At 65.9% G+C, this 26,557-nt stretch carries 24 protein-coding genes; 18 read left to right on the top strand and 6 right to left on the bottom strand.

The features are described from left to right. Positions 1-160: 160 nt before the first annotated feature. From AC1RQC_RS24370 to AC1RQC_RS24400, 7 genes are all read left to right on the top strand, one after another. Positions 161-2,011 (top strand): OPT/YSL family transporter, encoded by a 1,851-nt coding sequence (locus AC1RQC_RS24370; protein ID WP_492884869.1) that lies wholly within the window; start codon positions 161-163, stop codon positions 2,009-2,011. A gap of 405 nt (positions 2,012-2,416) precedes the next feature. After that, positions 2,417-5,254, top strand: coding sequence for a monovalent cation/H+ antiporter subunit A (locus tag AC1RQC_RS24375; RefSeq protein WP_492884871.1), 2,838 nt, complete (start codon positions 2,417-2,419; stop codon positions 5,252-5,254). Further along, positions 5,254-5,658, top strand: a complete 405-nt coding sequence (locus AC1RQC_RS24380; RefSeq protein ID WP_492371210.1) for a Na+/H+ antiporter subunit C — start codon at positions 5,254-5,256, stop codon at positions 5,656-5,658. The genes AC1RQC_RS24375 and AC1RQC_RS24380 overlap by 1 nt, the downstream gene beginning before the upstream one ends. Continuing rightward, positions 5,655-7,187 carry a monovalent cation/H+ antiporter subunit D gene (locus AC1RQC_RS24385; RefSeq protein ID WP_492884873.1) on the top strand — a complete coding sequence of 511 codons (1,533 nt, stop codon included), beginning with the start codon at positions 5,655-5,657 and terminating at the stop codon, positions 7,185-7,187. The genes AC1RQC_RS24380 and AC1RQC_RS24385 overlap by 4 nt, the downstream gene beginning before the upstream one ends. A 4-nt stretch (positions 7,188-7,191) precedes the next feature. Then, positions 7,192-7,695, top strand: coding sequence for a Na+/H+ antiporter subunit E (locus AC1RQC_RS24390; protein WP_492371212.1), 504 nt, complete (start codon positions 7,192-7,194; stop codon positions 7,693-7,695). Further along, positions 7,680-7,955, top strand: coding sequence for a K+/H+ antiporter subunit F (locus tag AC1RQC_RS24395; protein ID WP_441631606.1), 276 nt, complete (start codon positions 7,680-7,682; stop codon positions 7,953-7,955). The genes AC1RQC_RS24390 and AC1RQC_RS24395 overlap by 16 nt, the downstream gene beginning before the upstream one ends. Before the next feature lie 27 nt (positions 7,956-7,982). Next, positions 7,983-8,387: a Na+/H+ antiporter subunit G gene (locus AC1RQC_RS24400; protein WP_492884956.1), complete on the top strand. Its 405-nt coding sequence runs from the start codon at positions 7,983-7,985 to the stop codon at positions 8,385-8,387. Positions 8,388-8,405: 18 nt separating this feature from the next. Here the strand turns inward: AC1RQC_RS24400 and AC1RQC_RS24405 are convergent, their stop codons facing one another. Continuing rightward, entirely contained in the window at positions 8,406-8,723 is a 318-nt protein-coding gene (locus tag AC1RQC_RS24405) for a high-potential iron-sulfur protein (RefSeq protein ID WP_174425926.1), read from the bottom strand. Positions 8,724-8,951: 228 nt separating this feature from the next. Here AC1RQC_RS24405 and AC1RQC_RS24410 point away from each other — a divergent pair, with 228 nt between their 5' ends. Beyond that, on the top strand, positions 8,952-9,659 hold the full coding sequence (locus tag AC1RQC_RS24410) for a hypothetical protein (protein ID WP_492811908.1): 708 nt from the start codon (positions 8,952-8,954) through the stop codon (positions 9,657-9,659). Here AC1RQC_RS24410 and AC1RQC_RS24415 read toward each other — a convergent pair. Next, entirely contained in the window at positions 9,613-10,005 is a 393-nt protein-coding gene (locus AC1RQC_RS24415) for a hypothetical protein (protein ID WP_492884875.1), read from the bottom strand. The genes AC1RQC_RS24410 and AC1RQC_RS24415 overlap by 47 nt on opposite strands. 20 nt (positions 10,006-10,025) lie before the next feature. Here AC1RQC_RS24415 and AC1RQC_RS24420 point away from each other — a divergent pair, with 20 nt between their 5' ends. From AC1RQC_RS24420 to AC1RQC_RS24430, 3 genes are read left to right on the top strand one after another with little or no spacing between them, the layout of a single operon-like run. Further along, entirely contained in the window at positions 10,026-10,994 is a 969-nt protein-coding gene (locus AC1RQC_RS24420; protein WP_492884877.1) for a Bug family tripartite tricarboxylate transporter substrate binding protein, read from the top strand. A 16-nt stretch (positions 10,995-11,010) separates the two neighbouring features. After that, entirely contained in the window at positions 11,011-11,898 is an 888-nt protein-coding gene (locus AC1RQC_RS24425; protein ID WP_492884879.1) for a PhzF family phenazine biosynthesis protein, read from the top strand. Further along, positions 11,895-12,380: a RidA family protein gene (locus tag AC1RQC_RS24430; RefSeq protein WP_492371216.1), complete on the top strand. Its 486-nt coding sequence runs from the start codon at positions 11,895-11,897 to the stop codon at positions 12,378-12,380. Before AC1RQC_RS24425 ends, AC1RQC_RS24430 begins: the two co-directional genes overlap by 4 nt. A gap of 20 nt (positions 12,381-12,400) precedes the next feature. Here the strand turns inward: AC1RQC_RS24430 and AC1RQC_RS24435 are convergent, their stop codons facing one another. Together AC1RQC_RS24435 and AC1RQC_RS24440 are read right to left on the bottom strand one after the other, a co-directional pair. After that, positions 12,401-13,192, bottom strand: a complete 792-nt coding sequence (locus tag AC1RQC_RS24435) for a helix-turn-helix domain-containing protein (RefSeq protein WP_492371217.1) — start codon at positions 13,190-13,192, stop codon at positions 12,401-12,403. 39 nt (positions 13,193-13,231) lie between these two features. Next, positions 13,232-13,996, bottom strand: coding sequence for an SDR family oxidoreductase (locus tag AC1RQC_RS24440; protein WP_492371218.1), 765 nt, complete (start codon positions 13,994-13,996; stop codon positions 13,232-13,234). 341 nt (positions 13,997-14,337) lie between these two features. Between AC1RQC_RS24440 and AC1RQC_RS24445 the strand changes: the two genes are divergently transcribed. The 3 genes from AC1RQC_RS24445 (at position 14,338) to AC1RQC_RS24455 (ending at position 17,357) form a co-directional block, all read left to right on the top strand. After that, positions 14,338-15,024, top strand: a complete 687-nt coding sequence (locus AC1RQC_RS24445) for a hydrolase (protein ID WP_416052675.1) — start codon at positions 14,338-14,340, stop codon at positions 15,022-15,024. Between the two features lie 86 nt (positions 15,025-15,110). Further along, entirely contained in the window at positions 15,111-16,982 is a 1,872-nt protein-coding gene (locus AC1RQC_RS24450; protein WP_492884882.1) for an amidohydrolase, read from the top strand. Positions 16,983-17,060: 78 nt separating this feature from the next. Further along, a complete protein-coding gene (locus tag AC1RQC_RS24455) occupies positions 17,061-17,357 on the top strand; it encodes a XapX domain-containing protein (RefSeq protein WP_492371220.1) in 297 nt (98 codons plus the stop codon). Positions 17,358-17,425: 68 nt separating this feature from the next. On the opposite strand, the gene AC1RQC_RS24460 is transcribed toward AC1RQC_RS24455, so the two are convergent. Further along, on the bottom strand, positions 17,426-17,644 hold the full coding sequence (locus tag AC1RQC_RS24460; RefSeq protein WP_174425930.1) for a DUF2188 domain-containing protein: 219 nt from the start codon (positions 17,642-17,644) through the stop codon (positions 17,426-17,428). Between the two features lie 85 nt (positions 17,645-17,729). Next, positions 17,730-18,455, bottom strand: a complete 726-nt coding sequence (locus AC1RQC_RS24465; protein WP_150984617.1) for a GntR family transcriptional regulator — start codon at positions 18,453-18,455, stop codon at positions 17,730-17,732. Positions 18,456-18,625: 170 nt separating this feature from the next. On the opposite strand from AC1RQC_RS24465, the gene AC1RQC_RS24470 reads away from it, so the two are divergent. From AC1RQC_RS24470 to AC1RQC_RS24485, 4 genes are all read left to right on the top strand, one after another. Next, positions 18,626-19,846: a pyridoxal-phosphate-dependent aminotransferase family protein gene (locus tag AC1RQC_RS24470; RefSeq protein WP_492826707.1), complete on the top strand. Its 1,221-nt coding sequence runs from the start codon at positions 18,626-18,628 to the stop codon at positions 19,844-19,846. A gap of 247 nt (positions 19,847-20,093) precedes the next feature. Continuing rightward, on the top strand, positions 20,094-21,362 hold the full coding sequence (locus tag AC1RQC_RS24475; RefSeq protein WP_492371222.1) for an MFS transporter: 1,269 nt from the start codon (positions 20,094-20,096) through the stop codon (positions 21,360-21,362). A gap of 209 nt (positions 21,363-21,571) precedes the next feature. Continuing rightward, complete coding sequence (locus AC1RQC_RS24480) at positions 21,572-24,616, top strand: FAD-binding and (Fe-S)-binding domain-containing protein (protein WP_492884884.1); 3,045 nt, start codon at positions 21,572-21,574, stop codon at positions 24,614-24,616. Between the two features lie 451 nt (positions 24,617-25,067). Continuing rightward, entirely contained in the window at positions 25,068-26,138 is a 1,071-nt protein-coding gene (locus AC1RQC_RS24485; RefSeq protein WP_492371224.1) for a porin, read from the top strand. The last annotated feature ends 419 nt before the right edge of the window (positions 26,139-26,557 follow it).

A 26,557-nucleotide genomic window follows, 5' to 3' on the forward strand; every position in this document is an offset into this window, starting at 1 on the left:
TGCGTCTTAGCGTGCCCTTGCGCACGCACGCCGTGCCTGCGGTGCGTCGCTTGCGGTAGCATCTGCCCAGCGTCGGCAGCGTTGTCCTCGCCGCGCGGGCTTTTTCCTTTTTCCTTCGATCCAGCGCCACCGATGCGGCTTGCCCGCATGGGGGAAGCCAATGACGGCAGTCGGCAGGCCACCGCAAGACGCTACCTCGCCGGCACACGCCGGGAGGCTCGGTGCTGCTGCCGCCAGTGGCCGGCGCTGGGCATGGCTGCCAGAGCAGGGCGGCTGGAAATACTATGCGCTGCTCGGCGCCATCGGGGTCCTTGTCCTCGGCCCGCTGGGCGGGATTGCCGCGGCGTACATGAACTTCTCGCTCGGCTTCTTCGTAGGCGGGCAGGTGCTGGCCGGCATTCTCGGCTCCACGGTGACCTACGGCTATGGCGCGGACGGCCGCCATGGCGCGAACTATATCCAGACCATTGCCGCATCGGTCGCCGGCATGAGCGGCATGGCCGTGGTGATCCAGGCGATGACCTGGATGGGCCTGCCCGAGCCGCCGATCTGGCAGTTGATGCTGTACATGCTTTGCGTGGGCATGTTCGGTGTGGGCGTGGGCATGTTGTACACGCCAATCCTGGTCGACCGGCTGCAACTCACCTTTCCCTCCGGGCTGGCGGTGGCCAATATCCTGCGCGCCCTGACGGATCCGGTGCTGCTCAGGCAGTCGGTGTCGCGGCTGGCCGGCGGCACGGTGCTGGGCATCGTCAGCGGCATCGGTGCGGCCCGCGTGGAGCGGCTTGCCGCCATCGATTTGTCCGCGTCCACCTATGGCGCGGGCATGATCGTCGGGGCCCGCATCGGCGTGGCGGCGCTGGTTGCCGGGCTGGCGGGCCAGGCGCTGATCCCCTTCTTTGTCGCGATCGGCTGGCTGGCACCGGGCGACCCCTTTCGCAAGATCACCTTCCTGATTGCGCTCGGCATGATCATGGGCGCCGCGCTGCTCGATATCTCGCTGATCCTGCTCAAGGTGTATCGGCATGGCCAGCAGTTGCCCGCCCGGATACGGCGCGAACCCTCTGCGGCGGCAGGTGGCGGCAGCTTGTGGCGGATGGTGGCGTGGGTGCTGTTCTGGGGGCTCGCGGTGGTGGCGGTGGGCGTGGGCCTGCTGCATCAGCCCGCGGGCTACATGGTGCTGGCGGTGCTGCTGGTGTTCGTGTTCGCCATGGTCAACGGCATCTCGGTGGGCATGGTCGACCAGAACCCGATTTCTTCAGCTTTCGTGCTGTCCGTGATCCTGATGGCCGCGCTGGGTTTGCGTGACCCGAATGTGGGGCTGATCGCGGCAACGGTGCTGCTGGTCTCGACCAGCGAGGCGTGCGACATGCAGCAAGACCGCTCCACCGGCTGGCGGCTCGGCACTAGCCGCACCGTGCAGTTTCGCTTCCAGGTGGCGGGCATTGTTGCCGGCGCGGTGCTGGCGGTGTTGTTCGCCAGGCTGTTCATGCGGGCTTATCCGGTGCTAGCGCTCGACCAGACTGTGCTCTCGGCCGCCGAGCAGCCCCAGCACTGGGCTTCGGCCATGACTTACAAGATCGTCGGCGCGTTGCGCGGCCTGACCAACAACTTGCCGCACCAGCGCACGGCGGTTGTGCTGGGCATCGTTCTTGGGCTGGCCACGGCGGTGCTGCGCCTTCTGGTCAAGTCGTGGCCGCGCTACCAGCGCTTTGCCCGGGCGGGAAGCGGTGGCAGCGTTGCCGATTTCCTGCTGGATGCGGTGGTGCTGCCGTCGCCCTATGCCTCGTCCTTTGGCGGATTCGTCAACCTGCCCACCTCGGCGTGGTTTGCGCTGGGCGGCGTCGTGGCCAGCGTGCTCAACCGTTTGCGCAAGCCCGGGGACGCGCCGGATGCCTTGCCCGAGGACATGAGCACGACATCGCTGGCGGGGGGCGGGCTGATCGCAGGGGATGCGCTGGCGGCGGTCGGGCTGGGCATCGCGGGGCTGCTGTTTACGGCTTTGGGCTAGCGCATGTGAGAAATCGATGACCAGCCTTCCATTTCTGCCATTTGGCTCGAAGCCCAGCCTCGTGTTCAATTCTTTTGAGATGGATCTGAATTCTTTATCCGGGAAGGCGGGGCCGCGCCGGAGGCGAGTGGCTGTGGCGCAAAATAGGCCGCGGCAGCTGGGGGGAAACCTGGCAGCGTGGGCACGCCCGGCCCCGTCGCCACCGCCCTTGTCGCGAGATCGGATGTGCCGGTGTTTGTCGTCAACCTGCCTGAGGCGCAGACGCCATCACACTTACCCCAAGCATGTCCATGAACGCCACGGAGCTTCCCAGGACGCCGACACATTGAACGCCATCGAAAACCCCTTTAACCTCATTGATGCCCCCGTCGCCGGCAGCACGCGGCGCGTTTGCGGAGCCCGCCGATGGTGATGGCCTGGTTGATCGCGCTTCCCTTGCTGGCAGCGTTGCTGTTGTTGCTGGTGCGGCGCCGCGTACGCTTTCTGGCCACGCCCATCGTGGTGGGCACGCCGTTGCTTGGCCTTGGCTTGCTGCTCAGCGTGCGCAGCGCCGTGTTCGAGGGCCGCACCATTGCCTGGCGCCAGCCCTGGCTCGAGGACATCGGGCTAAGCCTCAGCCTGCGGCCGGACGGCCTGGCCTACGTGTTTGCGCTGCTGGTGCTGGGCATCGGGTTGCTGGTCATCCTTTATGCGCGCTACTACCTGCCGCGCAGCGAGTCCACCGTACGTTTCTTCTCCCTGCTGCTGCTGTTCATGGCGGCGATGCTGGGTGTGGTGCTGTCCAGCAACCTGCTGCTGCTGGCGGTGTTCTGGGAGATGACCAGCATCGTGTCGTTCCTGCTGATCGGCTTCTGGTCCTATCGCTCCGATGCGCGCAAGGGCGCGCGCATGGCGCTGACGGTGACCGGCGGGGGCGGGCTGGCGTTGCTGGCCGGCGTGCTGTTGCTCGGGCATATCTGCGGCAGCATGGAGCTCTCCGTGGTGCTGGCCCAGGCCGGCAGCGTGCAGCGCCACCCGCTGTATCCGGTGATGCTGAGCTTGATCTTGCTGGCGGCGTTTACCAAGTCCGCGCAATTTCCCTTCAGTTTCTGGCTGCCGCATGCGATGGCAGCGCCCACGCCGGTGTCCGCCTACCTGCATTCCGCCACGATGGTCAAGGCCGGCGTCTTCCTGCTGGCGCGGCTGTATCCGGTGCTGGACGGCACCAACTGGTGGTTCTACATGGTCAGCCTCACCGGCCTTGCCACGCTGGTGTTTGGCGCGGGCATGGCCTTGCTGCAGCGGGACCTCAAAGGCCTGCTGGCGTATTCCACCATCAGCCATCTTGGCCTGATCACGCTGCTGTTCGGCCTGGACACGCAGCTGAGCACGGTGGCCGCGCTGTTCCACATCATCAACCATGCGGTGTTCAAGGCATCGCTGTTCATGGCGGCGGGCATCATCGACCATGAGACCGGCACGCGCGACCTGCAACGGCTGCGGGGCCTGCGCCGCTATATGCCGCACACAGCGTTGCTGGCCATCGTGGCGTCGCTCTCGATGGCGGGCGTGCCACTGTTCAACGGCTTCCTGAGCAAGGAGATGTTCTTCGGTGAGACGCTCGCACAGGGTCTGCTGGGGGATTTCAACTGGATCATCCCGGCGGCGGCGACCCTTGCCGGGGCGTTGACGGTGGCGTACTCGCTGCGCTTTATCTACGGTGTGTTCTTTGGCGGCGAGCCGGACGACTTGCCGAACTATCCGCCACATGAGCCGCCGCGCTCCATGAAGATCCCGGTGGAGGTGCTGGTTGCCATCTGCCTTGTGGTCGGGCTGTTCCCGGCGTATACGGTAGGGCCCTTGCTGGCGACGGCCGCCCTGGCGACGCTGGGCGGCCCGCTGCCGGAATACAGCCTCAGCCTGTGGCATGGCGTCAATCTGCCCCTGGTGATGAGCTTGGTCTCGATGGGCGGCGGCGGCGTGCTGTTCTTCTTGCGGCGTAACGCTTTTCATCGGACGCACGCGCGTTTTGCCCATCTGAACGCGCGCGATGCGTTCGAGGCCGGCATCGACACCCTGGCGCAGATGGCCGGGCGCGTCACCGGCGCATTCGAGACTGGCTCGCTGCAAGGCTACCTGGCGTGGATGCTGGCCGCCATGTTGCTGATTCCCGCCGTCTTCCTGTCCGACCTGGACACGCTGGCTGGCCCGGTGCCATCGATGCCGCTCGACCTCATGACGGTGGCGGGGATGGGTTTGCTGGGGCTGTCGGCGATCGGCGTGGTGATTGCCCACCGGCAACGGCTGAACGCGCTTGTGCTGCTGAGCGCGTGCGGCTTGCTGGTGGCGCTGCTGTTCACGCGCTTCTCGGCGCCGGACCTGGCGCTGACGCAGGTCTCGGTCGAGGTCGTCACGATCCTGCTGCTGGTGCTGGCCTTGTACTTCCTGCCTGTTGACCGGCCGGATTCGTCCTCGGTGGGCCGGCACGTGCGCGACGGCTGCCTGGCGCTGGGCGGCGGCACGCTGCTGGCCATCCTGGCCTACGCGGTGATGACCCGGCCTTACGACGCGATCTCCTCGTTCTTCCTGGCCAACAGCGTGGAAGGCGGCGGTGGCCATAATGCGGTCAACGTGATCCTGGTGGACTTCCGCGGCTTCGATACGATGGGCGAGATCTGCGTGCTGCTGGTCGCCGGACTGGCGGTGCAGGCGCTGCTCAAGGGCATGCGCCTGACAGCGCCGCCAGCGGGGCCCAACGGGCTGCCATGGTCAAGCCAGAGCCATCCCTTGCTGCTCGCCATCCTGGCCCGGCTGATGTTGCCGCTGACCATGCTGGTCGCGGTCTTCGTGCTGCTGCGCGGGCACAACCTGCCGGGCGGCGGCTTTATCGCCGCGCTGATCACGGCGGTAGCCTTGCTGCTGCAGTACGTGGCCAGCGGCGTGCTGTGGACGCAGGCGCGCATCGCGCTGAACTATCGCGCGCTGGCCGGTGGCGGCATCCTGGTGGCGGGGCTGACCGGCCTGGGCAGCTGGGCGTTTGGTTTTCCGTTCCTGACCACGGCCTTCGGCCATTTCCACATACCGGTGCTGGGAGAAATCGAACTGGCGACCGCCATGGTGTTTGACCTTGGCGTTTATTTCACGGTGGTGGGCACGACCTTGCTGATCGTGTCCCACCTCGGTGTGCGCGACAAGCGCGTCAGTGTCAACGGCAATGGCAATGGCAATGGCAATGTCAATGTCAATGCGAAGGAGGGGGACTGATGGAAGCCGTCTACGCCGGCACGGTCGGCATCCTGATGGCCTGCGGCATCTACCTGCTGCTGCGTGCCCGCACGTTTTCCGTGGTGGTGGGGCTGGCGCTGATCTCGTACGCCGTGAGCCTGTTCCTGCTGGGGATGGGGCGGCTCTCCACCGGCCGCCCGCCGATCATTGCCACGGGCGCGCAGTATGCCGATCCGCTGCCGCAGGGCCTCGTGCTGACGGCCATCGTCATCGGTTTTGCCATGACGGCATTCGCGGTGGTACTGGCCTTGCGCTCCCTCGGCATCACGGGCAGCGATCATGTGGACGGCAGGGAAGCGGGCCCGGCGCAGGGCGAGCCGCCGGCGGCCGGTACCCCCGGCCCCTCCGGCACCCCCGGCACAGACACGGCGAGCGGCCAATGACCCACAGCCTCCAACTGTCGATTCTCCTGCCCATCCTGCTGCCGATGTTTGCCGGCGGCCTGCTGGTGGCCGCGCCGGCGCGCTGGGCACGGGCCCAGCGCGTGCTGAGCACCGCGGTCACGCTGCTGTTGCTGCCGGTCGCGGCGTGCATGGTCAGTGTGGCGGCCACGGGCGCCATCATGGTCGATCACATCGGGAACTGGCCAGCGCCGTTTGGCATCGTGCTCCAGCTCGACCGGCTGGGCGCCCTGATGCTGTTGCTGACCGCGGTGCTGGGCGCGGCCGCCGTGGTGGCGGCGGGCCGGGGCGATGCGCGCCTCGGGCGGCATTTCCATGCGCTGTTCCAGTTCCAGCTGATGGGGCTGAACGGCGCCTTCCTGGCCGGCGACCTGTTCAATCTCTTCGTCTTCTTCGAGATCCTGCTGATCGCCTCCTATGCCTTGCTGCTGCACGGCGGCGGGCGGGCACGCATCGGTGCCGGGCTGCACTACGTCGTGCTGAACCTGGCCGGATCCGCTTTCTTCCTGATCGCGATCGGCGTGCTGTACGGGCTGAGCGGCACGCTCAACATGGCGCATATGGGCGTGCGGCTGGCCGGACTGGCGCCGGCCGATGTGCCGCTGGCCACGGCGGCGGGCGTCATGCTGATGCTGGTCTTCGCGCTCAAGGCCGCGCTGTTTCCCATGGTTTTCTGGCTGCCCAAGGCCTACGCCAGCGCCACGGGCTCGGCCGCGGCGCTGTTCGCCATCATGACCAAGGTGGGCATCTACGCCATCCTGCGCTGCGCCGCGCTGGTTTTCGATGCGCCGGATGGCATGCTGGGCGTGTTCCTGCATGACTGGGTGTGGTGGCTGGCCCTTGCCACCATGGCGTTCGGCGCCCTCGGCGCGCTGGCCGCCCCGAACCTCAAATCGCTGACCTGCTACCTTGTGCTGGCATCGGTAGGGTTGCTGGCGGCCAGCGTGTCGATGCAGACAGCGCAAAGCTGGGCAGGGGCGCTGTATTACCTGCTCAGCACCACGCTGTGCACGGCGGCGCTGTTCCTGCTGGCGGACGCGCTGGAGCCCGCGCCGCCTGCCGCCCCGGCGCGCGAGCCGGTGGCGGTGGTCCGTGGCTCGCGGCTGGCAGGCTTGCTGTTCCTGGTCGCGGCGGTGGCGGCGATCGGCCTGCCGCCGCTATCCGGCTTCATCGGCAAGGTCATGGTCATGCGCAGTGCCTCGCTGCCGGCGGCGGCCGTGTTGTGGCCTTGCATCCTGCTGTCCAGCCTGGCGCTGCTGATTGCGGTCAGCCGCACGGGCACGCGCCTGTTGTGGCGCCTGCCCCAGGATCACGATCCAGAGCGCCATGGCGCTTGCCAGCGCATTGCGCCCGATGGCTGGAAGCTGGGCTGCTGCGCGTTCCTGCTGGCCTGCAGCTTGGCGCTGGTCGTGTGTGCCCGTCCGCTGAGCCAGTATCTTGCCGACACGTCCGCCCAGTTGTTCGACCGTGGCGCGTACCTGCGCGCGGTGTTGCCGTCCGGGGGAGGCTGACACCATGTGGAAACGCTTGTTCCCGCATCCTTGGCTCAGCCTGGCGCTGCTGGCGATCTGGCTGCTGCTGGCCAATAGCGCATCGCCAGGCAACTTGGCGCTGGGTGCCTTCCTCGGCTGGGCATTCTCGCTGCGAATCGGGTCACGGCTCTGGCTGCGGCCGGTGCGGCTGTCTCGTCCCGACCTGATGCTGCGCTTGTTCGTGCATGTGCTCATCGACATCGTGGTGGCCAATGTGGAAGTGGCCATCCTGGTGCTGGGGCCGGTATCCCGGCTGCGCCCGGCCTTTATCCAGCTGCCGATCGATGTCGAGCACGAGCTGGCGCTGGCCGCGCTGATCAGCATCGTGTCGCTCAGCCCTGGCACCTTGTGCGCCGAACTCAGCGACGACCGCCGCCGACTGCTGGTGCATGTGCTGGATCTTGACGATGAGGCCAGGCTGATCGCGCTGATCAAGACGCGCTACGAGACACCGTTAAGGGAGATATTCGAATGCTTGCCGTCGTAATACCGATTTCGCTGGCGATCCTCGGGGTTGCCTGCCTGCTGGCCTTTATCCGCCTGGTGCGCGGCCCGGGCCTGCCCGACCGCATCGTGGCGCTCGATACGCTCAATATCAATGCCATCGCGCTGATCGTGGTGTTCGGCATCTGGCTGCGCTCGGCGCTGTTTTTCGAGATTGCGCTGCTGATCGCGGTGATGGGCTTCATTGGCACCGTCGCGCTGACCAAGTACCTGCAGCGCGGCGACATCATCGAACTCAAGTAACCGGCACCGGGAGACCCAATGGACTCGATGAGCCCCGTCGCGGAAATCGCCACCTGCGCGCTGCTGCTGATCGGCAGCGTCTTCACCCTGGTCGGCGCGATCGGCCTCGTCCGGCTGCCGGATTTCTTCATGCGCCTGCACGGCCCAACCAAGTCGACTACGCTTGGCGTTGGCGGCGTAGTGTTGGCGTCGGTGGTGTTCTTCAGCAACCAAGGCGACGGCCTGAGCCTGCATGCGTTGCTGGTGACTGCCTTCCTGTTTCTTACCGCGCCGATCAGCGCCCATATGCTGGCCAAGGCGGCCATGCAGCAGCGCCTGCCGGTGGACCCGCGCACGCGCGGGCGATTGTGGGATGCGCAGGACCGGGAGCGCAGCGAAGCGCAGGCGCAGGGCGCGGGGCCGGCTTCGCCCCGGGACGCTCAGGGCAACTGAGCGTGCAACCTTCGGCTTTTATCCCTGTTCCCACGAACTGCACCATCCGGCGGCAGCTACCTGCTTGTCGCCAAACAGCACGCAGCCGCCCGTTGCCGGGTTGGCGCCTTCCTGGAACAGCTGGCAGTTGGCGCAGGTCTGGCTGGCGGCATGCCTGGGATATTTGGCCTGGTCTACCTTGCGGGTATCCGCCTTGTAGCCCAGCTTGACCGCCTGCGGATCGGCCTCGTCGAGCGTGGGCGCGGCGGCGTAAGCGCCACGCCAGGCCGGGACGGCGGCAAGGCTTGCGACAACGGCCACCGGCATTGTTTTCATGAATTGACGGCGGGAGGACATGGGGTTTCCTTTTTTTTCTGTGGGCCGGCGGCTATTTTGCGGGGTGTTTCGGTATCCGGCCGGGCGATTGTGGCACAGGCGCTGCTGGCTGGTTGCGGGTTGATGCGGCGCCAACCCATCCGAGCGCTTCGCCGCGCCATATCTGTGGCAAACTCGGCGCTAACTTTTTTGTGCCTGCGCCGCTGGCGCGCATTCAATCCCAAGCCCTCATCAAGTCTAATCAAGCCCATGACCGCGTCCACCAATACCGACACTCTCCGCCAAGCCCTGCAGGAGCCGCTGCCTTTGCAGCTCGCGCCCTTGATGGGCACCGCCTTTGCCGAGGCGGGCGAGGCAGAGCGGTTTGCCATCTATACGGAACCGCCGGAAGCGCCCGGGCGCGATGAGGTGCTCGCTGCGCTGCGCAGCCATCTCGAGGTGCATGCCGGCGACGAGCCGGCCGTTGGCGAAGTCCTCGACAGCGAGGACTGGGAGCCGGGCCAGGCATTCGAGATGGACATGGATACCGATGAGGTTTGCGGCCAGGTGCTGTTCTACCGCCTGATCCTCGCGCGAGACCTGGATCCGGTCGGGTACTGCGCGTTCGAGATCAATGCCGACGAAACCGGCGTGATCTTCGTCACGCTGGTCGAGTCTTGGATTCGCCCGCAGTACCAGCCGCTTGGCCTGCAGCGCGGCTTTGTGCAGCTGCTGGCCAATGCCGTCTACGCCTTGCTGGGCGACCTGGATGCGCGGCTGCAGGTGGCGGGCGAGCGTAGCGCGTCGTTCGAGGTGTTGCTGGGGCAGGACCAAGCGTCCACTACGGGCGCGGCGCTGTTGCAGTCGGTCGCCGAGACGCTGAAGGCGTGGACGGTCGCAGCGGATGCTGCCGGGCGCGAGCCGCTGGGCATTACCAGCGTCCGTGTTTCGGTGCTTCCCGCCAACTCGGCGGGGTGAGGCGAGGGCGGGGAACGCGTTCATGGCCACCGGCATGGCCTGTTCCTGGAAGATTGGCACGCCGGGCGCGCACGATAGCGCATTCTCCATGGCGATGCTGGAATAAGCGGCCGGCCGAGTCCCTGCCGGTGGCGCAGTAAGGATGCACCATGCCGCTTTGCACCGGGCCCGGCCGGACGATGGCCACCTCGACCACCAGGCCGTAGAACGCGCGGGGCCGCGCGGCGGCTTGTCGCATTTGGGCTTGCCGCTTGTCGCATCCGGGTTTGGCCTGCCCAGGGCGCCTGAATAGACTCGTTGCTTCCATCCAGGGAGAACGCCATGTCATCTGCGCCACGACTGCCATACCGACCTTTCCATCGATCTTTGCTGTCTTACGGAGCCTACGGGGCTTCGGCCGCCATCCTTGCCGCCCTGAGCTTCGGGGCGGCCTTTGCACAAGGCTGGCCTACCCGGCCCATCACGCTGGTCGTCCCGTTCCCGGCAGCCGGGGGCACCGACCTTGTCATCCGGTCGATCCAGCCGCTGCTGCAAAAGGAACTCGGGCAGCCGGTCGTCATCGACAACCGTAGCGGGGCCGGCGGCACCATCGGCTCGACCTTTGTCGCACGGGCCGCGCCGGATGGCTACACCGCCGGGGTCGTCACCACCAGCACGCATGCGGTCAGCGTCAGCGTGTACCCGAAGCTGGCGTATGACCCGGCCAGCGACTTCGCCTACGCGGGTTTCATCGGCACGTCGCCCTATGTGCTGGCAGTCAACCGGTCCTTGCAGGCCAAGGACGTCAAGGCGCTGGTGGAGAAGCTGAAGGCGGCAGGCGGGCAGCCCACGATCGGCTCGGTTGGCGTGGGCACGGTCTCCCACCTGATGGGGGAGCAGTTCAGCAAGCTGGCGAACGTGCCCATGATCCACGTGCCGTATCGCGGCGCGGCGCCGGCCTATACCGACCTGATGGGCGGGCAGGTCCAGTTGATGTTCGATAACCCGGTCGGCCTGGCGCCTTATGTGAAAGCGCAGAAGATCACGGCCATCGCCACGACCGCGCCTACGCCGCTGCTGGCGGACGTGCCGACCTTCGCCAGGCAGGGCATTGTCAATTTCGAGCAGCAGCTCTGGTATGGCGTGGCCTTTCCCAAGGGCACGCCGCTGGCCATCGTCAGCCGCTTCAATGCGGCGCTGAACACGGTGCTCGCGCAGCGCGCTGTGGCCCGCGACCTGGCCACCAAGGGCGTTACCGCTCACCCGGGCACGCCGGCCGAGATGCAGGCAACGGTGAACAAGGACATTCCGTACTGGGGCGCTATTGCTAGATCCGTGGGGGCCACCGTTGAATAAGCCCGCCTCGATCAGCATGCCCACTACGCCCGGCGCGGTCACGGTCATGCGCGTGTTTGTGCGCGGTGCGAACGCGGCCCGTGGCGGCAACCCGGTTCCCCTTGTCGCCGATGCGCGCGGCATGTCCGATGCTGCCATGCAGCAGGTGGCACTCAGCCATGGACATGAATCCGCCTTTGTCCTGCCGCCGAGCGATAGCCGATTCGACTGGCGCCTGCGCTTCTTTGTCCCGCAGCACGAGATGGAAATGTGCGGGCACGCCACCGTCGGCACGCTCTGGGCGCTGCGCCAATGGAAACGCTGGACCAGCCCCACGGCACGGGTGGAGACCTTGAGCGGCCCGGTCGTTGCCCGGTGGGATGAAGCGCACCAGCGCGCCTGGATCTCGCAGCCGCCCGTCAATCGCCGTGCGCTGTTGGAGCCGGAGCGCCAGCGCGTGGCCGACGTGCTTCGTTTGCCGGCCGGCGCCGCGCACTACGCCATGACAAACGCATCCACCAGCCGGGTCAAGACCCTGGTGGCACTGCCGGATATGGCGGCGCTCAACCGGTTGCAGCCGGATTTCGACGCGATGGCAGCGCTGTGCGAGTCGATCGGTTCCACGGGGCTCTATCCGTTTGCGATGGATGCGACGGCGCCGCACGTTGTGCATGCCCGGCAGTTCCCCAAATCCTCTGGCTACCCCGAGGACGCGGCGACGGGCATCGCCGCGGCCGCGCTCTGGGGGCATCTGATTGCGTCGGGCGCGTTTGCCAACGACGGTGCTGGCTCGCAAGCGGTCACCGTCGTGCAAGGCGAAGCCATGGGCTGCCCGTCCGAGATCCAGGTGAGCCCTCGGTATTCGCCGGAAGGGGGGGGAGATGGTTGCTGGCTAAGCGGCAACGTGGAATGGGAGGCGCCGTGAGCCATGCATCTCCGGAGGCCCGGCTGGCAGCCGCCGGCTTTGCATTGCCGAGCGCTCCCGTGCCGCGCGGCATGTATGCCCCTTCCTGCATGGTGTCCGGACAGGAAGGGCGATGGATTGCCATCAGCGGCCAGACCTGCCGGCAAGATGGGATAGCCATCGCGGGCATTTGCCACGGCGAGTACGACGTGGCCGACGCGCGCCTTGCCGCCGAAGTGGCCATGCTGAATGCGCTGGCGGCGCTACGGGACGCTTGCGGCGGCCAGCTGGACCGGGTGGCACAAGTGATGCGCTTGCGCGGCTTCATTCGTGCATCGGCGGATTTCGCGCACCATCCCGCGGTGCTGGACGCGGCCTCGGCCGTGCTGTGCGTGGCGTTTCCCGGCCAGTTGCTGCCTGCCCGCAGCGCGGTTGGCGTGGCGAGCCTGCCGAGCCAAGCCTGGATCGAAATCGAGATCGATGCGTGGGCGCTGGCTTGCTAAACGCGATGTCGGACGGCTGGCTAACGGGTTTGCTCGCCGGCCGTCCGCAGTAGCCTGGCGAGGTGCCCGCTGGTAGCGAATCCAAGCCGCTCGCTGACCCGGGCCAGTGAATGCCCCTCGCTCAGCAATGCCCTGGCGTGCGCTGCCAGCAGCCTGCGCCGGATGCTGACGGGACTGGCGCCGAATTCCTCTTGCGCGGCGCGTTGAAGCTGGCGCGTTGAGACGCCGAGCTCGCAAGCCACCGCTTCCACGGCGGGGAGCGCGGCCTCGTATTCCAATGCCAGCATGAAGCACTGCACCATCCTGCTCCCGATGGAGATGGGCGCTGGCGGCAAGGCCAGCGGCTGGCTCGATAGCACTTGCGCAATGATCGCGCGCACCAATAGCGCGGTGCTGGCCGTGGCGAGGGTTGGCGCCAGCAGGGCATCCAGCATGGCGATGGTGGCGCCGTCCAGACGGAGGGCCCCGAAATGCCGGCACTCGTGCAGGCTGTCGGGCGGCAGGTACAGCTCCCCGTGTTGTTGGCGGCCCGAATCCGAGACGGTGAGGTGCGCGGCATAAACGGGAAGCAAGACGGCCGAACCCCGGACCAGCTTTGCGGCGCGGGAGTCTGCGAGGCCTGGGGCGCGATCGGAATCATGGCCTGGCGCCATCCACGCACTTTTGAGCCTGCCCAGGCGCGGCCACAGTAGCATGGCGCAATCGTGCGTATGCCATTCGAAGCGATAGTCCGGCTGGCGGCTCTCGCGGAACGCGAATCCTTGGGCCGAGATCAGGGCAAGCTTGGAGGAGAGTGGCGCAGTGATGGGCATCGGAACGCGTTGCTGGTGTCGTGGCTTTCGAGCCTTTGCTCAGGTACGGGTGATCGATGCACCACCATCCACCAGGGATGCGGTACCGGTCACGAAGGCTGAATCGTCGGATGCCAGGTACAGCACCGAACGGGCCAGTTCGTCCGCACTGGCCACGCGCTTGAGGGCGTGGAGGTTGGTGATAAAGGACTGGGACTCCGCCGTGCTGTTCATGCTGCGGTACATGTCGGTGTCCACGGCCCCCGGCAGTATCGCATTGACACGCACTCCTTGTGGCCCGAACTCGGCGGCCAGCGCCTGGGTCAGGCCGATCAGCCCCGATTTGCTCGCCGCGTAGGCTGCCACACCGGGGAACGCAAAGCTGTAGCCGACAAACGTCGAGGTGAAGATGACCGAGCCGCCGCCATTCTTGAGCATTTGCGCGATCTGATGCTTGGCGCCGAGGAAGGAGCCCGTCAGGTTGATCGCGATGGCGTCATTCCAGCCCGCTTCGGAAACACTGGTGCTGGGGCCGGATTCGCCCAGCGTGCCGGCGTTGTTGAACGCGACATCCAGCCTGCCGTAACGCTCGACTGCCAGCGCGACCAGCGCCTTGGCATAGTCCTCCGCGCGCACATCGCCAGCCAACGCGGTGGCGTCGCCGCCGGCCGCGCGGATCTGCGTGGCCAGTTTGTCCAGTTCGTCCTGGCGCCGTGCCCCGATGACGACCTTGGCGCCCTGGGCGGCAAACAGCTTCGCCGTGGCGAATCCGATGCCGCCGCTGGCACCGGTGATGATGGCGACCTTTCCGGCCAAGCGTTCCATAGCGTTTCTCCTGTTCGGCGCATGCGGAGGGTTCCGCCTGATGGCGCCTGGTTAAGCGAGTATGGTTGTCAAAAGCGATTTCCAACAGGGCTGTATCGCAAAATTCACGCAAGCGCATGACGCCATGCCGGCGCTGAAGGCAAGGAAAAAAGCGCCCGCTGCCGGGTAAGAAAAGCCTGGCCCGTTTGAAAAGAGTTCCTATATTAGTAAGGCTCAAAGCATGGGGCGCGCTTCACGCCGCCGCATGTGCACGCACGCGGGCGCCGCGCCCACGAGGCGAATTCAAGGCGAGGGCGTCACGCGTCCTCGATCGATCCGTACGTCCGTATCGGAGAAACACCATGACTAACCCGAAGCTCGAGGTATTGACGCCGCAGAACAGTCAGTTGATTTTCATCGATCACCAGCCACAAATGGCCTTCGGCGTGCAATCCATGGACCGGCAGGCCCTCAAGAACAATACTGTCGGATTGGCCAAGGCGGCGAAGATCTTCAATATTCCCACCACGATCACTACCGTGGAGTCCGAGAGTTTCTCGGGCTTCACCTATCCGGAATTGCTCGATGTGTTTCCCGGCAAGACGCTGCTTGAACGCACGTCGATGAACTCCTGGGATGACCAGAAGGTACGTGATGCGCTCGCGGCGAACGGGCGCAAGAAGGTCGTCGTCTCCGGCTTGTGGACCGAGGTGTGCAACAACAGCTTTGCGCTGTGCGCGATGGCCGAGGGCAACTACGAAATCTACATGGTGGCCGACGCCTCGGGCGGCACTTCCAAGGAAGCGCACGACTATGCCATGCAGCGCATGATCCAGGCTGGCGTCGTCCCCGTGACCTGGCAGCAGGTGCTGCTCGAATGGCAGCGCGACTGGGCGCACCGCGACACCTATGACGCCGTGATGAAACTGGTCAAGGAGCATTCCGGCGCTTACGGCATGGGCGTGGACTATGCCTACACGATGGTGCACAAGGCCGAGCAACGGACCAGCGACAAGCACGAGGCCCTGCCGGCCGTGCCCGCCCGCTAGCGCTCAGACTGCGCTTTGCCGAACCGGCGGGTGCCGCTTTGCCGCGGCCCCCGCTGCATGTCGTTGCCATCGACCGGAGCCTCGCCATGGATGCCACCGCCAAGCCCGAACTGATCCTGATGAACGGGCGCTTTGCCACGCTTGACCGCGCCAACCCGCAGGCCGATGCCGTTGCCATCCGGGATGGCAAGTTCGTTGCCGTGGGCGCGCGGCAGGATGTGATGGCCCTGGCGGACAGCGGCACCCAGGTGATCGACCTGCATGGCCGTTGCGTCGTGCCGGGGCTGATCGACAGCCATATGCACATCATCCGCGGCGGACTGAACTACAACATGGAGTTGCGCTGGGATGGCGTGCGCTCGCTGGCCGATGCCATGCGCATGCTCAAGGACCAGGTGGCGCGCACGCCCGCCCCGCAGTGGGTGCGCGTGGTCGGCGGCTTCACCGAGCATCAGTTCGCCGAAAAACGCCTGCCCACCATCGAGGAGCTGAATGCGGCGGCGCCGGATACGCCTGTGTTCATCCTGCACCTGTACGACCGAGCCATCCTCAACGGCGCCGCCCTGCGCGCCGTGGGCTATACCAAGGACACGCCGAACCCGCCGGGCGGCGAGATCGTGCACGACAAGGCCGGCAATCCCACGGGCCTGCTGCTCGCCAAGCCAAACGCCACCATCCTCTACGCCACGCTGGCCAAGGGCCCGAAGCTGCCGCCCGAATACCAGAAGAACTCCACGCGCCATTTCATGCGCGAGGTGAACCGTCTTGGCGTGACCGGCGTCATCGACGCTGGTGGCGGCTACCAGAACTACCCCGAGGACTACCACATCATCGAGGAGCTGCACAAGGACGGGCAGCTCACGGTGCGCCTGGCCTACAACCTGTTCACGCAAAAGCCCAAGGACGAGCTCAGCGATTTCAGCGGCTGGTCCAAGCAGATCAAGCCCGGCCAGGGCGACGACCTGTACCGCCACAACGGCGCCGGCGAGATGCTGGTCTACAGTGCCGCCGACTTCGAGGACTTTCGCGTCGAGCGGCCCGACATGCCGCCATCGATGGAAGGCGACCTGGAGCCGGTGATCCGCCTGCTGGCGGAAAACCGCTGGCCATGGCGCCTGCACGCTACCTATGACGAGACCATCTCCCGCGCGCTGGACGTCTACGAAAAGGTGGCGCGGGACGTGCCGTTCGACGGCCTGCACTGGTTCTTCGATCATGCCGAGACCATTACCGACCGCAACATCGACCGCATCGCGGCGCTGGGCGGCGGCATCGCCGTGCAACACCGCATGGCCTACCAGGGCGAGTATTTCGTCGAGCGCTATGGCGCCAAGGCCGCCGAGAGCACGCCGCCCATCAAGCGCATGCTGGAGCGCGGAGTCAATGTGGGCGGCGGCACCGATGCCACGCGCGTGGCGTCGTACAACCCCTGGGTGTCGCTGTCCTGGATGGTCACTGGCAAGACCCTGGGCGGACTCTCGCTGTATCCGCAGGCCAACCTGCTCGACCGCGAAGCCGCGTTGCGCCTGTGGACCGAGGCCAATACCTGGTTCTCCTCCGAGCAAGGCAAGAAGGGCCAGATCCAGGCTGGGCAGCTGGCCGACCTGGCGGTGCTGTCGAGCGACTATTTCTCCGTGCCGGGCGACGAGATCCAGGACATCACCTCCGTGCTGACCATGCTGGGCGGCAAAGTCGTGTATGGCGATGGCGACTTCGGCAAGCTGGCGCCGCCGCTGCCGCCCGCCATGCCGGACTGGGCGCCGGTGCGCGCTTTCGGCGGCTACCAGCCACGGCGGGCGCCAGGCGCGCAGGCGCTGGCCGTGACGGCTGGCTGCGGCTGCGCGAGCGCCTGCGGCGTGCACGGCCATGCACATGCGGGTGCGTGGCAGTCCAGCGCGCCGGTGTCGGATCACCGCGGGTTCTGGGGCGCGTTGGGTTGCTCCTGCTGGGCGTTCTGATGGCAGTGAAGACGGCAGTGAAGACGCTTTGGTCCGCACCACCATCCTGACCGGCGGCTACTTCCAGGGAGAAGCACCATGAAGCTGTTTCTTGTTTCGTTCGGCGCGGGGATTCTGGTTGGCATCATCTATGCGCTGTTGCAGGTCCGCTCGCCGGCCCCGCCCGCCATTGCCTTGATCGGGCTGCTTGGGATGCTGATTGGCGAGCAGGTGGTGCCTACCGCAAAGCGCTTGATGGCCGGCGAGCCGATCACTGTTGCGTGGTTCCGCTCCGAGTGCGTGCCCAAGATCAGTGGTGCACCCCCCGCGCCGCCTGTGTCGGCGCAGGGGGCGGCGGCAACGGTGGCCAGCACAGGAGACAAGAGCGGCACCTAGGTGCCGGCCCACGCGGGGGACATGGCGTCAGGACCTGGACTTATGCCCCGGCTTGCCCATATCCAGCGCTATATCGAGCGAGGCTCATGCCCAAAGCTGCTGCGGGTACGGATCTGTCCGTCCAGTCCATGAATCAACAACTCGACCTGCTCGCGCTGGGCGTCGCGCGTGCCGGCCTCCACGGCGTCTTCCTGCGACGCGTGATGCGAGTTGGCATACCGCGCGCCCTCCTGGATCACGTCCCATCCGGAACCATGCGGCAAAACGTGGATGTTATGGGCTGTCATGACGATCTCCTGTGGCTTCTAGCTGATAGCGGCTGACTCCATTCTGGCCCAGTGCCAGCACATGGCTATCGGAGACCGTCTGACTTTAATCGTTGTGGGCGGGCGGGTCGCCGACCGGGTCCGGATGGATCTGCATGATGGCGTCGCGCTTTTCCAGCAAGTGGCGCTTGAGGATGGCGCCCAGCAGCTTGCCGTCACGCGCCTCCAGTGCCTTGATCATGTCTTCGTGATCATGCACGGCGCGATCCCACTTGTCCGTCTGGTGGTTGGAGCGAAAGCGCAGCGCCTTCAGGCGGCGGTTGATGCCCTGGTAGGTCTGGCGCAGCGCGGTGTTGCGCGCCGCCTCGTTGATGCGGTCGTGGATTTCCTGGTTGCGGCTGTAGTAGCCCGGCAGGTCGTTCTGCACACGGCAGGCCAGCATCGAATAATGCAGCGCCTTGATCTCGGCCAGCTCGGCCGGCGTGATGCGCTCGCAAGCCAGCTCGCCCGAGAAGGCTTCCAGGCCGCTCATCAGCTCGAACGTCTCCCAGACTTCCGCCTCCGTCATGCGCGAGACGCTGGCGCCCCGGTTGGGCGAGATCTCGATCAGGCCCTCCGCCGCCAGCACCTTGAACGCCTCGCGCAGCGGCGTGCGGGAGATGCCCAGCGTTTCACATAGCTCACGTTCGTTGAGCTTCATGCCCGGGGACAGCACGCCTTCCACGATGAACTTGCGCAGGTGGTCGACTACCGTGTCGTGCAGCCGCTGGCGCTCGACCTTGGGGAGGACCGCGGCAGGGCGCGTGAGGTCGCTGCCAGATGGATTCTGCATTCAAAGTCCTTATCTTTGCGTTTTTCGCATTCTACTGCATCTCCTGGCAGGCACCCAAATTCGGGGTAAACACCCAATGTTCAGGCCAAAACAGCGCTTGGAGGTGGTGCGTTTCGTCTGCTAAAGTATTTTGAATGCAAAATGCATAATTCACAAAGGAGGGACAACCCATGATCAAACTCGACTTCCACCCCGCTGGCCGCCACTTCCTGCAGATCCCTGGTCCGAGCCCAGTGCCCGACCGGATCCTGCGTGCCATGAGCTATCCGACCATTGACCACCGTGGCCCGGAGTTCGGCGCGCTGGGCCGCAAGGTGCTGGCGGACATCAAGAAGATCTTCAAGACCGAGCAGCCGGTCATCATCTATCCGGCCTCTGGCACCGGCGCCTGGGAGGCCGCGCTGACCAACACGCTGAGCCCCGGCGACACGGTGTTGATGTTCGAGACGGGTCACTTCGCCACGCTGTGGAAAAAGATGGCGCAAGCGCTCGGGTTGAAGCCGGAGTTTCTCGGGCTGCCCGGCATCGAGGGCTGGCGCCGTGGCGTGCAGGCCGACATGATCGAAGCTCGCCTGCGCGCCGACAGCGCGCACGCCATCAAGGCGGTGTGCGTGGTGCACAACGAGACCTCGACCGGCGTGACCTCCGACATCGCCGCGGTGCGCCGCGCCATCGACGCGGCCGGCCACCCGGCGCTGCTGCTGGTGGACACCATCTCCGGCCTGGCCTCGGCGGACTATCGCCACGACGAGTGGGGCGTGGACGTAACGGTATCGGGCTCGCAGAAAGGGCTGATGCTGCCACCGGGGATCAGCTTCAATGCGCTGTCGCCCAAGGCCATCGCGGCCAGCAAGGCGGCAAAGCTGCCGCGCGCGTTCTGGGCCTGGGGCGAGATCATCGAAGCCAACAAGAACGGCTACTGGCCGTACACGCCGAACACCAATCTGCTCTATGGCTTGTCCGAGGCGCTGGACATGATCCTGGAGGAGGGCCTGGACAACGTCTTCGCGCGGCACCAGCGGCTGGCCGAAGCCACGCGCCGTGCGGTGCGGGCCTGGGGCCTGGAGATCCAGTGCGCGGATGCCTCCGTGTACAGCCCCGTGCTGACGGGCGTGATGATGCCCGACGGCGTGGATGCCGACGACGTGCGCAAGCGCATCTATGAACGCTTCGACATGTCGCTGGGACAGGCGCTGGGCAAGATACGCGGCAAGATGTTCCGCATCGGTCATCTCGGCGACTGCAACGACCTCACGCTGATGGCCACGCTGTCCGGCTGCGAAATGGGGCTGAAGCTCGCCGGCGTGCCGGTGGCGGCCAGCGGCGTCGTGGCGGCGATGGAGTACCTGGCATCGCATGCGGATAGCCCGGTGCTGAAGGCCGCGGCATAAGCCAGCAAGGGAGGGCCGGGCGGCCTTCCTGAACCGCGCAACGCAATAACAAGCGAGCGAGTGCAAGCAGGCATGGCTTCACCCCTGGGGGGAGGCCAGGGACAGGTGTTGCCCATTTTTGCCGTTCGGCAGCCATGCCAACGCCTGTGCGCAGTAGCGGGAACCGGCCATAGAGCCGGCCGCGATGAATTTGCCCTGGCCCCGGCGTCCCGCCGGGCGGGCAGGAACAACACAACGGAGACAAACCATGAAGCGCCTGCGTGCAACCAGCGTCGTGCTGGGGATGCTATGCATCATGTATTTCATCACCTACCTGGACCGCGTCAATGTGAGCACGGCCGCGGCCGGCTTTGGCCAGGAGTTCAACCTCAGCAAGACCGAGATCGGCCTGGTGTTCTCGGCCTTTGCCTATCCCTACCTGGTGTTCCAGATCATCGGCGGCTGGGTGAGCGACCGGTTCGGCGCCAAGCGTACCCTGATGGTCTGCGGCGTGCTGTGGGCCGTCGCCACGTTGCTCACGGGCTTTGCCGGCGGTCTGGTTTCCCTGCTCGCCGCGCGCTTGCTGCTGGGCCTGGGCGAGGGCGCTACCTTTCCGGCTGCCACCGCCGCCATGGCACGCTGGGTGCCCAAGGAAAAGCGCGGCTTCGCGCAGGGCATCACCCATGCCTGCGCCCGGGTCGGCAACGCCGTGGCCCCGGCCGCGGTCGTCGCCATCATGGCGGTCTACGGCTGGCGCGAGTCGTTTTACATCTGCGGCGCGATCAGCCTGGTCTGGGTGGCGCTGTGGGCGGTGACCTTCACCGAGCATCCGAAGGACCATCCCCGCATGACCCCGGCAGAACTCGAGACGCTGCCCGCCCCCAGGAAAAAGGCTGCCAACGTGCCCTGGCGCCGCCTGTTCAAGCGCATGGCCCCCGTGACCATCGTCTACTTCTGCTACGGCTGGACCCTGTGGTTGTTCCTGAGCTGGATTCCGCAGTACTTCCTGCATAGCTACGACCTGGACCTGAAGAAGTCCGCCATCTTTGCCTCCGCCGTATTCTTTGCCGGTGTGATCGGCGACACCCTGGGCGGCATCGTTACTGACAAGCTCTACGACCGCACCGGCAGCCTGAAGCGCGCGCGCAGCGGGATGGTGGCGGTCTGCATGCTGCTGACCATGTTGTCGCTGCTCCCCCTGCTGTTTACGCACAACCTCTATGTCTCGATGGCTTGCCTGGCCGGCGGCTTTTTCTTTGCCGAGATGACGATCGGGCCGATGTGGGCGATTCCCATGGACATCGCGCCGGAGCATTCCGGCACCGCGAGCGGGATGATGAATTCCGGCTCGGCGCTGGCCGCGATCATCTCGCCAGTGCTCTCGGGCTACCTGATCGATCGCTTCGGCAGCTGGGAGCTGCCCTTTATCGGCAGCATGGTGCTGATGGGTATTGGCGTGATCCTGGCCTTGCGCATGCAGCCAGAGAGCAAGTTCGAAGCCGAGCCCGCGGATGCCTCGAAGCCGTTGCGCGCCTGAGCCACGCAGACATGCCAACCGACCCGCAAACCATGCGCCAGCCCTATGCCCATCTCTATCCCTCGCCGGGTCGTACACGGGCATGCATTTTCCCGCCCGGGCAGGCGTGGCGCTGGGCCGGATCGCGGGCCTGCCGCCAGTTGAACTGATCCTCGCATGACACGGCGCGCCGGCACGGCACCCCTCCACACAAGCCCTGGTAGAAAGCCATGAACCCATCCTCCTCCCCGATGCTCGTCAAGCCGATCCATCTTGTGCCGTCGCCGGGCCGCGCCGGCCCGGCGCTGTCGCCGCTCTCGGCCCGTTTGCGCAAGGAACTGCGCGGCGACGTGTTCTTCGACCGCGCCAACCGGGGCCGCTACGCCACCGATGCCTCGATCTACCAGATCACGCCCATCGGCGTGGTGGTGCCGCGGGACCAAGCGGACCTGTTGCTGGCGCTGGAGATCGCCCGCGACGAAAAAGCCCCGGTACTGGCGCGCGGCGCCGGCACCAGCCAGTGCGGACAGACGGTTGGCGAGGCGCTGGTGATCGACAACAGCAAGTGGCTGAACAACGTGGTGGATTTCGATCCCGTGGCCGCCACCATCACGGTTGAGCCCGGCATTGTGCTGGACCACCTCAACGCCTGGCTGAAACCGCACGGCCTGTGGTTCCCGGTGGATGTATCGACGGGGGCGCAATGCACCATCGGCGGCATGGCCGGCAACAACTCTTGCGGCTCGCGCTCCATCGAGTACGGCAACATGGTGCACAACGTGCTGGGCATCGATGCCGTGCTGGCAGATGGCAGCCAATGCCATTTCGGCTCGCTGAAGGCTCCCGTTTCCGATCCGCGCGCAGCGGGCATCCTGAAGGGCTTGCAACGCATCGCCACGCGCGAGCGCGACGAGATTGCCGAGCGCATGCCCAAGGTGCTGCGCCGTGTGGCCGGCTACAACATCGACCTGTTCGCATGCCAGAATCCGCGTGCCTATACCGACGACGGCCACGCCAATCTCTCGCATATCCTCGTGGGTTCGGAGGGCACGCTGGCTTATAGCCGGCAGGTCACGCTGAAGCTGTCTGCGCTGCCGCGGCACAAGGTGCTGGGCGTGGTGAATTTCCCCACGTTCTACCAGGCCATGGACATGACGCAGCATATCGTCAGGCTCAAGCCGGTTGCGGTGGAACTGGTGGATCGCACCATGATCGACCTGTCGATGGAGAACCCGGCGTTCCGCCCCGTCATCGAGAGCGCCTTGTCCGGCGAGCCGCAGGCCATCTTGCTGGTCGAGTTCGCCGGGGAGGAACACAGCGCGCTGCTGGCGCAGCTCGACGACCTGGCAGCGCTGATGAGCGACCTGGGGCTGCCCGGCTCGGTGGTCAAGATGGCCGACGCCAGGTCGCAGAAGGCGTTGTGGGATGTGCGCAAGGCCGGGCTCAATATCATGATGAGCATGAAGGGCGATGGCAAGCCGGTTTCCTTTATCGAGGATTGCGCCGTGCCGCTGGAGCACCTGGCCGAGTACACCCGCCGGCTTACCGCCGTGTTCCACAAGCACGAGACCGAAGGCACCTGGTATGCCCATGCCAGCGTGGGCACGCTGCATGTGCGCCCGATCCTGGACATGCGGCGCGACGGCGCAGTGCGCATGCGCGAGATCGCCGAGGAAGCGGCAGAGCTGGTGCGCGAGTACAAGGGCGCGTACTCCGGAGAACACGGCGATGGCCTGTGCCGGGGCGAATGGGTGGCCTGGCAGTATGGCCCGCGCATCAACGCCGCCTTCGGCGAGATCAAGGCGCTGTTCGATCCGGACAACCGCTTCAACCCGGACAAGATCGTACGCCCGCCCAGGATGGACGCGCGCGAGAACTTCCGCTTTGCGCCGGGCTATGCCGCCTTGCCACTCACGCCGGCGCTCGACTGGTCCGCATGGAACGTCAGCCGCAACCCGTTGACCGGCGAGGAAACGGCGCCCGGCACGGGCACCGACCGCGCCGGCGGCCTGGCTGCGGCGGTGGAGATGTGCAACAACAACGGCCACTGCCGCAAGTTCGATGCGGGCACCATGTGCCCGAGCTATCGCGTGACCAAGGACGAGCAGCACGTCACGCGCGGCCGTGCCAATACGCTGCGGCTGGCAGTGTCGGGCCAGCTGGGCGATGACGGCCTTGCCAGCCGTGAAGTCAAGGAAGCGCTCGACCTGTGCGTCTCCTGCAAAGGCTGCAAGCGCGATTGCTCGACCGGCGTGGACATGGCCAGGTTCAAGATCGAAGCGCGCCATGCCTGGGCCCAGCGGCACGGCATCACCGTGCGCGAGCGCATGGTGGCGTTCATGCCGCGCTATGCGCCCGTGGCGAGCCGCCTTGCCGCGCTGCTAGCGCTGGCCGATGGCATTCCCGGCATCTCCGGCGTGGTGAAGCGGGCCATGGGATTCGCGCCGCAACGCTCGCTGCCGCGCTTCAAGGCCGCGTTCCTGTCAAAAGCCAAGGCAACGCGCCAAGGCGGGGCGGGCCGCGAAGTCATGCTCTTCGTCGACACCTTCAGCAACTACATGGAGCCGGAGAACGCGCTGGCGGCGCAGCAGGTGCTGGAGGCGGCGGGCTACACGGTGCATTTCAACCGCCGCGAAGGCGAGCGCCCCTTGTGCTGCGGCCGCACCTTCCTTGCGGCGGGGCTGGTGGGCCAGGCCAGGGAGGAGGCGCGGCGCCTGCTGGATGCGGTCAAGCCCTATGTCGATCGCGACATCCCCATCGTCGGCCTGGAGCCTTCGTGCCTGCTGTCCTTGCGCGATGAGTTCCTTAGCTACGGCTACGGCGACGAGGCCAGGAAGCTGGCCGCACAGGCCTTCCTGTTCGAGGAGTTCCTGGTGCGCGAGAAGGCAGCCGGCCGCCTCTCGCTCGATCTTGATGCGCTGCACACGAGCGAGGCCGTGGTGCACGGCCACTGCCACCAGAAGGCATTCGACGCCTTCACCCCGGTGCAGACCGTGCTGGGCTGGATCCCCGGCCTGAAGGTCTCCCCGGTGGAATCGTCCTGCTGCGGCATGGCGGGCAGCTTTGGCTACGAGGCCGAGCACTACGAGGCGTCCAAGGCCATGGCCGAGCTGTCGCTGCTGCCAGCGGTGCGCAAGCGCGCCGCCAATGCCATCGTGGTGGCCGACGGTACCAGCTGCCGCCACCAGATCCTGGACGGCGCCGACACCGAGGCCATGCACGTGGCGCGTGTGCTGGCGATGGCGCTGAAGCGGCAGGGCGGGCCGCAGGCCTGAGGCCCGCGCAGTTCACCGTGGTGCTGCTCTGGCCGCGCAGCGATCGCTGCGTGGATCGCTGTTTTGCCACGGGGCAAATCCACCGGCCCGGAGGGAGCACTACCGCCGCGGTGCGGCAATTCCATGGCCTGGCGGCATAGCCTGGCAGGTCCTTCGGGGCTATTGCCAAACTCACTGCCTTACTGCGACTCAACCGCGTGAGTCTCGTCCCCCGCTCAGCGCCACGCACGCCCTCAGGGCGACGCTTCACTTGGCTGCCCGCTCGAACAGTTATTCCCGTATCCGGAACAATAGATGTTCCGATTGGATAACTATTTACTTATTGCTGTCACATAAGTGCCTTACGATGCGTCACTCGCATGGAGTTGGCCTTGGCTGTCTCGCTTTCTTGCCAAGGCAGGCTTCCCCGGTAGCGTGACCCTACCGGATCAATCAGAAACCGAAAATGATCATGAAAAAACCTCTCTTCGTTTTGGCAGCAGTCGCTGCGTGCGCCGTGTCCACCGCTGCTTCAGCGCAATCGTCTGGCGTGACGCTTTACGGCATTGCCGATGCTGGCGTTAGCTTCCAGAGTCACGTGCAAGGCCCTAACGGTGGCGGCTCGGTCACAGGCTTGACGTCCGGTGGCCTCTCCGGTTCGCGCTGGGGCATTCGCGGTGTGGAGGACCTGGGCAATAACCTGAAGGGCATCTTCGTGCTGGAAAGCGGTTTTGACCTCGACACGGGAAAGTCCGCCCAAGGCAACCGCTTGTTCGGCCGTCAAGCCTATGTTGGCCTGCAGAGCAACTTCGGCGCAGTCACGCTGGGCCGCCAGCAAAACGCCCTGTATGACCTGTTCGGCGCCTACGACCCGATGGCGGTCGGCAGCAGCTACTCGCTCAACTCGGTCGATACCCAGGGCTTCAACGGCCGCGCCGACAACGCCGTCAAGTACACCGGCAAGTTCGGCGGCCTGACCGCCACCGGTTTCTACAGCTTCGGCCGCGATAGCAACATCACCAACGGTGGGGAAGTGCCGGGTAGCTTCCGGGTTGGCAAGAACTTCGGTGGCGGCTTGGCGTACGCGAACGGCCCGGTCTCGGTGGGTGTCGCCTATGACCAGTACCAGGGCAGCACCATTGCCACGTCCGGCGCTGCGGCCAAGCGCGCCGCAATCGGTGGCGCGTATGCGTTCGGCGATGCCAAGGTGTTCGCCGGCTATCGCTGGATGCGCGATGAGGTCACCAGTGCGACCGTAGTCCGCCAGGACAACCTGTACTGGCTGGGCGCGCTGTATAAGTTCACCCCTGCCTTCAGCCTGACCGGCGCGGCTTACTACACCGACGCCCGCAAGGACAGCAACAGTTCGTGGATGTACGTCTTGAATGCCGACTATGCCCTGTCCAAGCGCACCGATGCCTACGTGCTGCTCGGCTACGTGAAGAACAAGGGGCAGGCAACCTACGGCGTGACCAACGCAATGAACACCCTGCCCGGCCAGAACCAGACCGGCGCCATGGTTGGTGTGCGTCACCGCTTCTAATACCGCTCGCGATATCAGCCAGCGTGCTGTCGGGGTGCGCTGGAGACAAGTCATATCGACCTTGCCTTTGTTCACTGGGTGCAAGGACGCTTGGCCGGCAGATTTGCCGGCCTTTTTTCGCGCAGTCACGTTGCCCAGGGATGACGATACTGTCGTCATTTCTTGACGTATCGGAGCGTGCCAAGGAAATTCAGTACTCAAGTCGTGCATGCGCGATCGGCAATTTGCTCGCGAATCGTCGGAAGCACGGCCTCCTTGTCAAACCATCCCTTGCGCACGTTCCCGCAGATCTACGCAAGACAGACTCCTCGTTTGTCAGTGCCCAGCGAACACGCGGTGATCGGAGGGGGGAGGGCGAGGATCGTGTCCGTCCACATCACCTGTCGCGAGCGCGATCCAGTCACACGCCCATCACGCGA

The organism is Cupriavidus sp. GW822-FHT03E04, from assembly GCF_058801495.1.

Bases quoted from the DNA above. Each gene is read 5' to 3' on its own strand.
- AC1RQC_RS24475 (WP_492371222.1), top strand. From the start codon at position 20,094: ATGAAGCGCCTGCGTGCAACCAGCGTCGTGCTGGGGATGCTATGCATC.
- AC1RQC_RS24385 (WP_492884873.1), top strand. From the start codon at position 5,655: ATGACCCACAGCCTCCAACTGTCGATTCTCCTGCCCATCCTGCTGCCG.
- AC1RQC_RS24380 (WP_492371210.1), top strand. From the start codon at position 5,254: ATGGAAGCCGTCTACGCCGGCACGGTCGGCATCCTGATGGCCTGCGGC.
- AC1RQC_RS24480 (WP_492884884.1), top strand. From the start codon at position 21,572: ATGAACCCATCCTCCTCCCCGATGCTCGTCAAGCCGATCCATCTTGTG.
- AC1RQC_RS24445 (WP_416052675.1), top strand. From the start codon at position 14,338: ATGACTAACCCGAAGCTCGAGGTATTGACGCCGCAGAACAGTCAGTTG.
- AC1RQC_RS24395 (WP_441631606.1), top strand. From the start codon at position 7,680: ATGCTTGCCGTCGTAATACCGATTTCGCTGGCGATCCTCGGGGTTGCC.
- AC1RQC_RS24455 (WP_492371220.1), top strand. From the start codon at position 17,061: ATGAAGCTGTTTCTTGTTTCGTTCGGCGCGGGGATTCTGGTTGGCATC.
- AC1RQC_RS24375 (WP_492884871.1), top strand. From the start codon at position 2,417: ATGGTGATGGCCTGGTTGATCGCGCTTCCCTTGCTGGCAGCGTTGCTG.
- AC1RQC_RS24450 (WP_492884882.1), top strand. From the start codon at position 15,111: ATGGATGCCACCGCCAAGCCCGAACTGATCCTGATGAACGGGCGCTTT.
- AC1RQC_RS24400 (WP_492884956.1), top strand. From the start codon at position 7,983: ATGAGCCCCGTCGCGGAAATCGCCACCTGCGCGCTGCTGCTGATCGGC.
- AC1RQC_RS24415 (WP_492884875.1), bottom strand. From the start codon at position 10,005: ATGGCAGTCGTGGCGCAGATGACATGGCGTTCTCCCTGGATGGAAGCA.
- AC1RQC_RS24410 (WP_492811908.1), top strand. From the start codon at position 8,952: ATGACCGCGTCCACCAATACCGACACTCTCCGCCAAGCCCTGCAGGAG.
- AC1RQC_RS24485 (WP_492371224.1), top strand. From the start codon at position 25,068: ATGAAAAAACCTCTCTTCGTTTTGGCAGCAGTCGCTGCGTGCGCCGTG.
- AC1RQC_RS24390 (WP_492371212.1), top strand. From the start codon at position 7,192: ATGTGGAAACGCTTGTTCCCGCATCCTTGGCTCAGCCTGGCGCTGCTG.
- AC1RQC_RS24460 (WP_174425930.1), bottom strand. From the start codon at position 17,644: ATGACAGCCCATAACATCCACGTTTTGCCGCATGGTTCCGGATGGGAC.
- AC1RQC_RS24425 (WP_492884879.1), top strand. From the start codon at position 11,011: ATGCCCACTACGCCCGGCGCGGTCACGGTCATGCGCGTGTTTGTGCGC.
- AC1RQC_RS24440 (WP_492371218.1), bottom strand. From the start codon at position 13,996: ATGGAACGCTTGGCCGGAAAGGTCGCCATCATCACCGGTGCCAGCGGC.
- AC1RQC_RS24435 (WP_492371217.1), bottom strand. From the start codon at position 13,192: ATGCCCATCACTGCGCCACTCTCCTCCAAGCTTGCCCTGATCTCGGCC.
- AC1RQC_RS24470 (WP_492826707.1), top strand. From the start codon at position 18,626: ATGATCAAACTCGACTTCCACCCCGCTGGCCGCCACTTCCTGCAGATC.
- AC1RQC_RS24370 (WP_492884869.1), top strand. From the start codon at position 161: ATGACGGCAGTCGGCAGGCCACCGCAAGACGCTACCTCGCCGGCACAC.
- AC1RQC_RS24465 (WP_150984617.1), bottom strand. From the start codon at position 18,455: ATGCAGAATCCATCTGGCAGCGACCTCACGCGCCCTGCCGCGGTCCTC.
- AC1RQC_RS24405 (WP_174425926.1), bottom strand. From the start codon at position 8,723: ATGTCCTCCCGCCGTCAATTCATGAAAACAATGCCGGTGGCCGTTGTC.